General features: G+C 27.5%; 12 protein-coding genes. All 12 read left to right on the top strand.

Going from position 1 to position 12,696, the window contains the following annotated elements; genetic code table 11:
• Positions 1–57 precede the first annotated feature (57 nt).
• The 12 genes from rpsA to KMP11_RS03850 all read left to right on the top strand — a co-directional run bounded on the left by rpsA (position 58) and on the right by KMP11_RS03850 (position 12,663).
• Entirely contained in the window at positions 58–1,260 is a 1,203-nt protein-coding gene (rpsA, locus tag KMP11_RS03905; RefSeq protein WP_215756158.1) for a 30S ribosomal protein S1, read from the top strand.
• An 87-nt stretch (positions 1,261–1,347) separates the two neighbouring features.
• On the top strand, positions 1,348–2,667 hold the full coding sequence (gene der, locus KMP11_RS03900) for a ribosome biogenesis GTPase Der (RefSeq protein WP_216280158.1): 1,320 nt from the start codon (positions 1,348–1,350) through the stop codon (positions 2,665–2,667).
• 84 nt (positions 2,668–2,751) lie between these two features.
• Positions 2,752–3,765, top strand: coding sequence for an NAD(P)H-dependent glycerol-3-phosphate dehydrogenase (locus tag KMP11_RS03895; RefSeq protein WP_215756233.1), 1,014 nt, complete (start codon positions 2,752–2,754; stop codon positions 3,763–3,765).
• Between the two features lie 110 nt (positions 3,766–3,875).
• The gene (locus KMP11_RS03890) at positions 3,876–4,148 is read left to right on the top strand and encodes an HU family DNA-binding protein (protein ID WP_215756160.1); all 273 of its coding nucleotides are present in this window, start codon (positions 3,876–3,878) and stop codon (positions 4,146–4,148) included.
• Positions 4,149–4,203: 55 nt separating this feature from the next.
• Positions 4,204–4,764, top strand: a complete 561-nt coding sequence (folE, locus tag KMP11_RS03885; protein WP_215756161.1) for a GTP cyclohydrolase I FolE — start codon at positions 4,204–4,206, stop codon at positions 4,762–4,764.
• Between the two features lie 14 nt (positions 4,765–4,778).
• The gene (gene mtrB / locus KMP11_RS03880) at positions 4,779–4,982 is read left to right on the top strand and encodes a trp RNA-binding attenuation protein MtrB (protein WP_215756162.1); all 204 of its coding nucleotides are present in this window, start codon (positions 4,779–4,781) and stop codon (positions 4,980–4,982) included.
• Positions 4,983–5,079: 97 nt separating this feature from the next.
• Positions 5,080–5,355: a GroES family chaperonin gene (locus KMP11_RS03875; RefSeq protein ID WP_215756163.1), complete on the top strand. Its 276-nt coding sequence runs from the start codon at positions 5,080–5,082 to the stop codon at positions 5,353–5,355.
• A 14-nt stretch (positions 5,356–5,369) separates the two neighbouring features.
• Positions 5,370–6,977 carry a chaperonin GroEL gene (gene groL / locus KMP11_RS03870; protein WP_215756164.1) on the top strand — a complete coding sequence of 536 codons (1,608 nt, stop codon included), beginning with the start codon at positions 5,370–5,372 and terminating at the stop codon, positions 6,975–6,977.
• Between the two features lie 124 nt (positions 6,978–7,101).
• Positions 7,102–9,927, top strand: a complete 2,826-nt coding sequence (gene uvrA, locus KMP11_RS03865) for an excinuclease ABC subunit UvrA (RefSeq protein WP_215756165.1) — start codon at positions 7,102–7,104, stop codon at positions 9,925–9,927.
• A gap of 112 nt (positions 9,928–10,039) precedes the next feature.
• A complete protein-coding gene (locus KMP11_RS03860) occupies positions 10,040–10,402 on the top strand; it encodes an Asp23/Gls24 family envelope stress response protein (protein WP_215756166.1) in 363 nt (120 codons plus the stop codon).
• A 10-nt stretch (positions 10,403–10,412) separates the two neighbouring features.
• Positions 10,413–12,068 carry a DAK2 domain-containing protein gene (locus tag KMP11_RS03855; RefSeq protein WP_253195974.1) on the top strand — a complete coding sequence of 552 codons (1,656 nt, stop codon included), beginning with the start codon at positions 10,413–10,415 and terminating at the stop codon, positions 12,066–12,068.
• Positions 12,069–12,129: 61 nt separating this feature from the next.
• On the top strand, positions 12,130–12,663 hold the full coding sequence (locus KMP11_RS03850) for a CvpA family protein (RefSeq protein WP_215756167.1): 534 nt from the start codon (positions 12,130–12,132) through the stop codon (positions 12,661–12,663).
• The last annotated feature ends 33 nt before the right edge of the window (positions 12,664–12,696 follow it).

Genomic DNA, 12,696 nt, shown 5'->3' with positions numbered 1-12,696 from the left:
TTAATTTATTGTATAATATATTTTAGTATTGGAGTAACAGGAGGACAAAGAAGTAACATGACGGCTTCATTTGAGGAATTATTAAATAGTACAGAAATGTTAAAGAAAGGTGATAGAGTAAGAGGAACTATATATAGGATAGATGCTGATAAGGCTTATGTTGATGTAAAAGGGGCTCAATATGACTGTGTTATATTAAAAAATCAAGTTTCTAGAAAATTTGTTCAAGAAATAGCAGAAGTTCTTTCAGTTGGTCAAGAAGTAGAGACTATTGTAACAGGTGTAAGAATAGATAGAGAAAAAAGAGAAGAAGAAGTTCCAGGAATTATATATCTTTCAAGAAAAGCTATTGAAAATCAAGAATATAAAAAATTACTTGAATTAAATTGGGAAGAAATAATTGAAAAATTTGAAAAAGGTGAATTTGTTAATGCTGAAATATCAGCATTAACAAAAGGTGGATTAATCTCAAACTTAAAAGGTATAAGAGCATTTGTACCAGCTTCACTAATAGATACTAAATTCACTAAAAACTTATCAAATCATTTAAACAAAGAATATACTTTTAAAATTGAAGTAGTTGATAAGTCAAAAGGAAGAATAATTTTAAATAGAAAAGTTATTTTAGAAGAAGAAAAAACTAAAAAATTAGACAAGATATTTTCAGAAATAAATGTTGGAGATGTTTTAGAAGGAAAAGTTAGAAGAATTACTAACTTTGGTGTATTTGTAAATATTGGAGAAATAGACGGTTTAGTTCATATTTCAGAAATTTCACATACTAGATTTGAAAATATAACTGACGTGCTAAATATCGGCGACACTGTAAAAGTTATTGTTATAGATTTAGATAGAGAAAATGTTAAAGTAGCTTTATCAATAAAAGCATTATTACCTACACAATGGGAAATTGCTCGTGCAAATATTTCAGTTGGAGATGCTTTAGAAGGAAAAGTTAGAAACATTACTGATTTTGGTGTTTTTGTAGAAGTTGCTTCAGGTGTAGAAGGCTTGGTACATATATCTCAAATTTCACATGAAAGAGTAGAAAAAGTTTCTAACGTTCTAAAACAAGATGATATTGTTAAAGTAAAAGTATTAGATGTTGACTTTGATAAAGAAAGATTATCTTTATCAATAAAAGCACTACAAGAAAAACCTGTTAAAGTAGAAGATAAAGAAGAAGAATTTGATACTACTTATCTAAAAACAGAAGATACAGAATATAGTTTAGCTGATAAATTTAATGTTTTGCAATAATTCATTAATAAATAAAATTAATAGTAATAGATTAATCCTACTCTATTACTATTATTTTTTGTTAATATTAGAATAGGAGGTAAAATTATGACAAAACCAACAGTTGCAATAATAGGAAGACCAAATGTGGGGAAATCTACAATTTTTAATAGAATTATAGGTGATAGACTTTCTATAGTTGAAGACGTGGCAGGCGTAACTAGAGATAGGATATATTCTAAGGCTGAATGGTTAAACTATTCTTTCTTTTTAATAGATACAGGAGGAATAGAAATAGAAAATAAACCTTTCCAAAAACAAATTAGGGCTCAAGCTGAACTAGCTATTGACGAAGCAGACCTTATAATATTTTTAACAAATGGTAGAGATGGGATAACCCCTGATGACGAAGAAGTTGCAAAATTATTATATAAAACAGATAAGCCAGTAATTTTAGCAGTAAACAAAATTGATAATTTTGATATGAACTATATGATTTATGACTTTTATTCTTTAGGTTTTGGTGACCCATATCCAATATCTGGTTCGCATGGTTTAGGGTTGGGTGATTTACTAGATGCTGTTTGTAAAATTCTTTATAAAAATAATTTGAATATGGAAAAAGATGAAGAAGATAATAAAATAAGATTTTCACTTATAGGAAGACCAAATGTCGGAAAATCAAGTTTAATAAATGCTATACTAGGTAAAGATAGAGTTATCGCTTCAGAAATAGCAGGAACAACAAGAGATGCCATTGATAGTGATTTTAAATATAATGGTGAAGAATATGTAGTAATTGATACTGCTGGAATTAGAAAAAGAGGAAAAGTATATGAATCATGTGAAAAATATTCAGTTCTTAGGTCTTTAAAAGCTATTGAAAGGTCAGATATCGTCTTGGTTGTCATAAATGCAGAAGAAGGCATAATCGAGCAAGACAAAAAAATAGCAGGTTACGCTCACGAATCTGGTAAGGGAGTAATAATAGTTGTAAATAAATGGGATGCTATAAAAAAAGATGATAAAACAATGAAAGAATTTGAGGAAAAGATTAGAGATAATTTCTCTTATTTAGACTATGCAAAAATAATTTTTGTTTCTGCAAAAACAAAACAAAGAGTATTTAATTTATTTTCATTAATAAAAGAATCTTATGAAAATCGACACAGAAGAATACAATCATCAACATTAAATGAAGTAGTTGTAGATGCTGTAACTATGAATCCTACTCCGCAAGATAAGGGCAAAAGATTAAATATATTTTATGCTTCTCAAGTTGCTATTAATCCACCTACTTTTGTATTTTTTGTCAATTATCCTGAATTAATGCATTTCTCATACGAGAGATTCCTTGAAAATAGGATAAGAGACGCTTTCTGTTTTGAAGGGACACCAATAAAATTATTAACAAGAAAAAGAAATTAAAATCAATAACTTAATATTTTTAGTGAATTAAGATTAAAAATTTGCTATAATATTTTTAGATTATATTATTAAGTTGGGAGCAAAATAATGAAAGTTTCAGTAATAGGTTCTGGAAGTTGGGGTACTGCTTTATCCCAAGCTATAATCGATAATAATCACGAATGCTTAATTTATTCTCGTGATAAAAATACAGAAAATGAAATTAATATACATAATACAAATAAAAGATATCTTAAAAATATAAAATTACCAGCTTCTCTTAAAGCAAGCTCAAACATTAAAGAAGTAGTTGAGTTTGGTGAAGTGATTGTTGTTGCAGTTCCAACAAAAGCAATGAGAGAAATTTGCAAGCAAATTAACAAATATTTAAATAATCCAAAATATATAATTCACGTTTCAAAAGGATTAGAAATTGAAACCAATTATAGAATGTCTGAAGTTATAAAAGAAGTTATAGATAAAAATAAGCTAAAAGGAGTTGGAGTTTTAAGTGGTCCTTCTCATGCTGAAGAATTAATATTAAGACATCCAACAGTAGTTGCCATAGCCTCAAGTGATAAAAATTTAACTTCCTTAGCTCAAAAAATATTTCAAAATGAATATTTTAGAATATATGTAAATGAAGATACAGTGGGTGTTGAAATCGGAGGAGCCTTAAAAAATATAATAGCTGTTGGTTGTGGAATAATTGATGGTTTGAATTTAGGAGATAATGCTAAAGCCGCACTGCTAACAAGAGGTTTAATAGAAATAACAAGAATGGGGAAAAAACTTGGCGCTAAAGAATTAACGTTTTTAGGTTTAAGTGGAATAGGAGATCTTGTTGTAACTTGTACCTCTAAACACTCTCGAAATTACAATTGTGGCTTATTAATAGGTAGAGGTTTTTCACTAGAAGAAGCTATTAAAAAATTAGATATGGTAGCAGAGGGAGTTTTAACTACAAAAGTTTGTTACCTTTTATCAAAAAAATATGATGTCTATATGCCTATAACAGAAAATATTTATAAAGTCTTATATGAAGGGCTTGACGTTAAAGAATGTTCAAAAAATTTAATGTCAGGAATTACTTCTTTAGAATTAAATAAATTCGAATAAAAATTTGTAATATTTTAAAATAAAGACTTGCTAAAATAATATTATTGTGGTAATATTTAATAAGTAAAATGGCAAGCACCATTATATCAATACATGGAGGATATTTATTAATGAATAAATCGGAATTAATCGCAAAAGTTGCTGAAAAATCAGGATTGCAAAAAAAACAAGTTGCTGTAGCTATTGAAGCTTTTGTATCTACGGTAGAAGAAACTTTAGCAAAGGGTGAAAAAATTCAAATTATTGGATTTGGTAACTTTGAAGTTAGAGAAAGAGCAGCTCGTAAAGGTCGCAACCCACAAACTAATGAAGTTATAGAGATAGCACCAAGCAAAGCACCTGCATTTAAAGCAGGTAAATCACTTAAAGACGCTGTAAAATAATAAAATTAAAGTTACTAATATTTTTATTGGTAACTTTTTTTATAAGGAGATTGATTTGAAAAAGAAAGAAGAATCAATAAAATTAATAAAAAAACTTCTTGAAAATATAGGAGAAGATACTGAAAGAGCTGGACTGTTAGATACTCCTAAAAGATGTATAAATATGTATGAAGAATTATTATCACACACAGGAGTAGACCCAAAATTAGAAATAAATACTTTTTTTGAATCTGATAATGATGAAGCAATTTTAGTTAAAGATATAGGTTTTTACTCTTTATGCGAGCATCACATGTTACCATTTTTTGGTGTTTGCCACATAGCCTATATACCCAACAATAAAAAAATAACGGGCTTAAGTAAATTAGCAAGATTAGTAGAAAGTGCAAGCAAAAGATTGCAAATACAAGAAGATATGACTCTTATGATTGCAAATGCAATAGAAGAACAATTAAAGCCTAAAGGCGTATATGTTATAATAGAAGCAGAGCATATGTGTATGGCAATGAGGGGTATAAAAAAAATAGGTTCTAAGACAGTTACAAGTAAAAAAACAGGAATTTTTAAAGAAAATTTATCTTTAACTAAAGATATAGAGTATAAAATAAAATTATAAACTGGTAATTTAAAATGGAAAAATTTAATTATATTATTATAAGAGCAGAAGAAAATAATGTTAAAGTAATTACAAAAAAAGTTAATAATGAAGAAATTTTAGAAATTATTAACAAGGGAGAAGTTTTATTGTTGAACTTACAAGAAAACATAGTGAATTTTAAAATTTCAGGAAAAGCTAGAATAATATCTAACTTAGACCCAATTATTTCAGATTAATGCATTGCATAGACAATGCTTTTTTGTTTTCTGTTAAATTGACTTTTTAAAATAATTGATTTATTATATTATTTATGAAAATCTAAAGGAGAAAATTATGATAAAACCAATATTTGACAATGTTATATTAAAAAAATTTGAAGAAGAAGAAAAAACACAGAATGGAATTATAGTGTCGTTTCAAAAAAATTCACAAGTTAATATAGGAGAAGTTTTTGCAATAGGTGAAGCGAGTGTTTTATCGGTAGAAAACGGAGGAGAATTAAAAATAGGAGATAAAGTAATATTTTCAGATAATTTTAAAGAAGTTGATTATAAAAACGAAAAATATTATGTATTAAACGAAGAAGAATTATTAGCAATAATAGAATAATTTAGAGGTGAAGAATGGTTAAAGAAATAAAATTTTCAGAAGATGCTCGTCAAAGTATGAAAAAAGGTGTAGATAAATTAGCTAATACAGTTAAAATAACATTGGGACCAAAAGGAAGAAATGTTGTTTTAGATAAAAAATTCGGAACACCTTTAATAACAAATGATGGTGTATCAATAGCAAAAGAAATTGAATTAGAAGATCCCTATGAAAATATGGGGGCAAAATTAGTAGCAGAAGTAGCTAATAAAACAAATGAAATTGCTGGTGATGGAACTACTACGGCTACAATTTTGGCACAGGCTATGATAACAGAAGGGTTAAAAAATGTTACTGCTGGTGCAAATCCGATTGGTATAAGAAAAGGAATGGAAATAGCTGTAAAAGCAGCAGTAAAAAAATTAAAAGAAATAAGTGTTATTGTAGACTCCAAAGAAAAAATAGCCCAAGTTGCATCTATATCATCAGCAGATGAAGAAATAGGAAAATATATTTCAGATGCAATGGAAAAAGTTGGTACTGATGGCGTGATAACTATAGAAGAATCTCAAAGCTTAGAAACTACTTTAGAAATTGTAGAAGGTATGAAATTTGATAGGGGTTATATTTCTCCTTACATGGTTACAGATACAGAAAAAATGATTGCAAATTTAGAAAATCCATATATATTAGTAACCGATAAAAAAATTAATAATATTTCAGAAATATTACCTGTATTGGAAGATGTAGTGCAAGCCGCCAAACCTATGTTGATAATTGCTGATGATTTTGAAACTGAAGCTACTCAACAATTAGTTGTAAATAAATTAAGAGGAGTTTTTAATGTTATAGCTGTAAAAGCACCTGGCTTTGGTGAGCGTAGGAAAGCTATATTAGAAGATATTGCTATTTTAACAGGAGCAACTCTAATAACTGCTGATTTAGGTTTAGAACTTAAAGATACAAATATTAATATGCTAGGAAAATCAAATAAAGTTACAGTTACAAAAGATAGCACCGTAATTGTAGACGGTAAAGGTGATAAAGATAAAATTATTGCTCGTACAGAACAAATTAAATCTTTATACAAAACTTCAAATTCTGAATTTGATAAGGAAAAATATCAAGAAAGATTATCTAAATTATCTGGAGGAGTGGCAATAATAAAAGTTGGAGCCGCAACAGAAACAGAATTAAAAGAAAGAAAGTTGAGAATAGAAGATGCTTTAAATGCAACTAAGGCTGCTGTTGAAGAAGGTATAGTTGCTGGAGGAGGAACAGCCTTAGTTCAAATTATTACAGAATTAGAAAAATTATCAGAAAATGGTGATATTCAAACGGGTATAAATATTATAAAAAAATCTCTTGAAACACCAGTAAGGCAAATAGCAGAAAATGCTGGAGTAGAAAGTAGTATAATTGTTTCAAAACTAAAAAATTCAGAAGTTGGTTTTGGTTACAATGCAGCAACAGAAGAATGGGTTGATATGATAAAAGCAGGAATAGTTGACCCAACTAAAGTAACACGTTCAGCATTACAAAATGCAGCAAGTGTAGCAAGTTTATTCTTATCAACAGAAGCAGTGGTAGCGGATATTACTAAAGAAGATAATACTTTACCTCCTCAAATGCCTATGGTTTAATAAATAAAACAACTAGAGATAATTCTTTAGTTGTTTTTATATTTTTTAAACTAATATTTTATTAAATAATAAAAAATAGTGTATAATTAAATAAAATTTTATTAAAATAGATAGGAATTTTGAAATGAAAAAAGATAAGATAATTATTCAAGGAGCAAGAGAAAATAATTTAAAAAATATAGATTTAGAAATTCCAAGAGACAAATTTGTAGTAATAACAGGAGTTAGTGGAAGCGGGAAAAGTTCTCTTGCCTTTGATACTATATATGCAGAGGGACAAAGAAGATATGTAGAAAGTCTTAGTGCCTATGCCAGACAATTTTTAGGTAATATAGAAAAACCAGATGTAGATTTAATGGAAGGATTATCGCCAGCTATTTCTATAAATCAAAAAACAACTTCAAAAAATCCTAGGTCAACAGTAGCAACAGTTACGGAAATTTATGATTATTTAAGATTATTATATTCAAGAATAGGAGAAATATACTGTCCTAATCATAAAGAAAAAATTTCTAGTAGTTCTATTAGTGAAATAGTAGATGCAGTAATTAAATTACCAGAAAAAACTAGAATACAGATTATTGCTCCTATTATAAAAGAGCAAAAAGGAACTCACAAAAAATTAATAGAAAAATTAATTAAAGAAGGCTATGTTAGATTTAAAATAGATTCTGAAAATTATGAATCTGACGACATACCAGAATTAGAAAAAAATAAAAAACATAGTATCAGTGTAGTAGTTGATAGAATAATAATAAAAGAAAATATAAAAGGTAGACTAGAAGATTCTTTAGAAAGTTCTTTAAATTTATCTAATAATGGTTTAGTAAAAATAGAAGATATAACTAATAATAAAGTATATTTATATTCTACAAAACACAGTTGTAAATATTGTGATTTTTCTTTAGGAGATTTAGAGCCTAGAATATTCTCTTTCAATAATCCCCAAGGTGCTTGTGCTGAATGTGATGGTTTAGGTATGCACGAAACTGTCGATACAAAAAAAATTATTGGTTATGATTTGTCAATAGAAAATGGAGCAATAAAAATATTTAATAATGCTACTTCTGTTTACTATCCAACTTTAATAGAATGTGTGTGTAAAACATTTCAAATAAATATGACTATTCCTTTTAAAGATTTGCCTGATGAGCATAAAGATATATTATTTTACGGAAATAAAGAAAAAGAAGTTACCCATAAATATACTAATGATGAAGGAATTACTAAAACTAGAGTTATATATTTTGAAGGTTTAACGAATACAGTATATAGAAGATATACAATGGGAATGACAAGAGCTTCTAGGGAAGCAATGGCTAAGTATATAAAAGAAGACACATGTAAAAGTTGTAAGGGTAAAAGATTAAAACCAGAAATACTTTCAGTATATGTAGACAATAAAAATATTGCTGATATTTGTGAAATGTCAATTAAAGATAGCTATAAATTTTTTACAACTATAAATCTTAGTGAGAAAGATTACAAAATAGCTAATTTAGTATTAAAAGAAATTATAGCAAGATTGCAATTTTTAAATGATGTAGGATTAGATTATCTTACATTAAATAGGTCGTCTGGAACTTTGTCAGGAGGAGAAGCACAGAGAATAAGACTTGCAACACAGATAGGTTCAAAACTTATGGGTGTAACATATATATTAGATGAACCTTCTATTGGTTTACATCAAAAAGATAATGAAAAATTAATTTCTACTATGAAGTCCATGAGAGATTTGGGAAATACTGTCTTAGTAGTTGAGCATGATGAGGATACCATGCTATCTTGCGATTATATTATAGATATAGGTCCAAAAGCTGGAGAGTTCGGAGGAGAAGTAGTTGCTATAGGAAGTCCAAAAGATATAATGAAAAATAAAAATTCTATTACAGGAGACTACTTATCTCGCAGAAAAAAAATAGAAGTACCAGAAAATAGAAGAGCAGGTAATGGAAATTATATAGAAATAAAAAATGCAAAAAAAAATAATTTAAAAAATATTTCTGCTAAATTTCCTCTAGGAAAATTTATCGGTGTAACTGGAGTATCGGGTTCTGGAAAATCTACTTTAGTTAATGAAATTCTATTTAAGTCTGTTAAAAATATTTTAAATAAGGAAGAAATAAAAAAAGAATTTGTTAAAGAAGTAAATGGCGTAAAGGAAAATATTGATAAAGTAATCGACATAGACCAAAGTCCAATTGGTAGAACGCCTAGAAGTAATCCAGCAACATATATTGGAGTTTTTGATGATATAAGAGATTTATATGCCACTACCAATGAAGCAAAATTAAGAGGATACAAAAAAGGTAGATTTAGTTTTAATGTAAAAGGTGGAAGATGTGAAGCCTGCACAGGAGATGGTATTTTAAAAATTGAAATGCACTTTTTACCAGATGTGTATGTACCTTGTGAAGTTTGTAATGGAAAAAGATATAATAGGGAAACTTTAGAAGTTAAATATAAGGGAAAAACCATATCTGATGTTTTAGATATGACAGTAAAAGAAGCCTACGAATTTTTCTCAAATATACCTAAAATAAAAAATAAAATTGAAACAATGTTAGAAGTAGGTTTAGATTATATAAGATTGGGTCAAAGTGCCACAACACTTTCTGGAGGAGAAGCTCAGCGTGTTAAATTAGCAAGTGAATTATATAAAAAATCTACTGGTAAAACACTGTATATTTTAGATGAACCAACAACTGGATTGCATATTCATGATATTAGTAAATTAATTAATATAATAAATAAACTTGTTGACAGTGGGAATACAGTGATAGTAATCGAACATAATTTAGATGTGATAAAATGTTGTGATTATTTAATAGATTTAGGCCCAGACGGAGGAGTCAATGGAGGAAATATTTTAGCACAATGCACACCAGAAAAATTAGTTGATGTTTCTAATAGTTATACAGGTGAATTTTTGAAAAAATTATTAAAATAATATAATTAGTATATTTATTTGATTACTATTCACTTGTAATTTACTAATAAAAATTGTATAATTTTACGTATGCCGATACATAAATTGTGTTACTATTTTAGGAGGAACAAATATGGCAATTGAAATTAAAAATAATTTAGGAACTATACTAATTAATGATGAAGTTATTTCATCTGTTGCTGGTGGAGCTGCTGTTAGCTGCTACGGAATAGTAGGTATGGCTAGTAAAAATCAAGTAAAAGATGGTATTACTGATATATTAGGTAAAGAAAATTATTCAAAAGGAATAATTATCAATAGAAGTGAAAATAAACTAGAAGTTGATATGTATATTATTGTTATGTATGGTACAAAAATATCTGTAATTGCAAACAATGTTCAATCAACAGTAAAATATCAAATCGAAAAAACACTTGGAATAAAAATAGATGCTATAAATATTCATATCCAAGGAATAAAAGTTGTGGAAAAATAGGGGGGGTAAAGTGAAAAAGATTAATGGACTAAATTTTGCACAAATGATTGATTTAGGTGCAAAAAACTTATCAAAAAATGCAGAAAAAATTAATGCACTGAATGTTTTCCCAGTACCAGACGGAGATACTGGAACTAATATGAATTTATCTATGACTTCTGGGGCTTTAGAAGCTAAAAATAATATTACAGAAAACATAGGAAAACTTGGTAAAGCATTCTCAAAAGGTTTACTAATGGGAGCAAGAGGGAACTCTGGTGTTATTTTATCACAATTATTTAGAGGTTTATCGCAACATATTGAAGAAAAAGATGAAATAGATGCTCAAGAATTTGCTGAAGCAATAAAAAATGGTGTTAATATTGCTTATAAGGCTGTTATGAAACCAGTAGAAGGTACTATACTTACAGTTGCAAGAGAATCTGCTGATGCTGGACTACTATCTGCTAAAAACACTAATTCTATTATAGAAGTAATGGAAAGTATTTTAAATGCAGCACAAATTTCCTTACAAAATACCCCTGAATTATTACCAATATTAAAAGAAGTAGGAGTTGTTGATTCAGGCGGTCAAGGTTTAGTATGTGTATATCAAGGTTTTTTAGCTGCCCTAAAAGGTGAAGAAATTGAAGGATTAGATAGTGTTAAAACTGACATTGTTAATATGAAATTTGAAGATGACCATGCTAGCATGGACTTTATGTCGCCAGAAGATATAGTATACGGGTTTTGTACAGAATTTACTGTAAGATTGGATAAAAATAAAAAAGAATTTAATGAAGAAAAATTTAGAGAAGATTTAAGTCAATTTGGAGATTCTTTATTAGTTATTGCAGATAATGAATTTGCCAAAACTCACATTCATACTGAAAGACCAGGTGATGTTTTTAACTATGGTCAAGAATATGGTGAATTAATTAAAATAAAATCTGAAAATATGAGAGAACAACATAGAGAAGTTCTTAGAAAACAAGAAGCAGTAAATCAAAAAAATCTGTCAAAAGAAAAAGTAAAATATGCTAATATTGCCGTTTCTATGGGTTCAGGACTTAGCGAATTGTTCAAATCATTAGGAGTTTCTTACATAGTTGAAGGTGGACAAACAATGAATCCATCAACAGAAGATATGATAAAAGCTATTGCTTCTGTTAATGCTGAAAATATTTATATTTTCCCAAATAACAAAAATATACAATTAGCTGCAAAACAAGCTGCAGATTTAGTAGAAGAAAATATTTATGTTATCGAAAGTAAAACTGCACCACAAGGAATATCTGCCCTTATGGTATTTAATCCTGACGCAGAGCCTGAACAAAACTTCCAAAATATGCAAAGTGTTTTATCTTCTGTTAAGACATTAGAAGTTACTTATGCTGTTAGAGATACTAATATAGATGGTATAGAAATTAAAGAATCACAATATATGGGCATATTAAATGGTAAAATTAAATGTTCTTATGAAGATATAAGAAAAACTATTTCAGAATTACTAGAAAAATCAATAGATGAAGATTCTGAAATAATAACTCTTTATTTAGGTCAAGACAGTACAGAAGAAACAACAGACTTTATTGAAAATTTAATAGAAGATAAGTATTCTAGTTTAGAATTAGAAATAGTAAAATCACAACAACCAGTATATCCATATATTATAGGAATAGAATAAAAATTTGGTGTTAATCATAAAATTTGATTAACACCAATTAATTTATAAAGGAGATATTTTCATGATAGATATAATAATAATTTTATTATTATTTTTAGGATTTTATGTAGGTTATAAAAGAGGTTTATTAAAAACTTTATTTAGTATTATAAGTTCAATATTAAGTTATGCCATATCTTTTATATTAAGTAGTAGATTAGCTTTTTTACTTGTTGAATTTATTCCCTTAAAAGAAAAATTAAACTATAATAATTCTAATTTACCTAACTTAAACATATCTGAAGCCTACTATAAAGTTATAATATTTTTTATTGTATTTTTTCTTATAAAATACATACTAAGAGTAATATTTAGAACTCTTAATGTAATTACAAAAATACCTATTATTAAGGTTACAAATAAAATATTTGGTGGTCTTTTAGGATTTTTAGAAATATACATAATAATTTTTGTCTTTATATATCTTATATATGTACTACCGTTAAATGAAGAATTAAGAAATATGCTATCTTCATCAGTATTAGCAAACAATATTTTTGAAAAAACACCTATTTTATCAAAAATGTTATTAGAAAACTTTTTTTATTATAAGTAAATAGTTTATAATAAAATTAATTAATAAGGGGAG

The sequence above is a fragment of the Gemella sp. zg-570 genome, assembly GCF_018866345.1.
Lineage (GTDB): Bacteria > Bacillota > Bacilli > Staphylococcales > Gemellaceae > Gemelliphila.
This window is presented reverse-complemented; position numbering and strand designations above follow the sequence as displayed.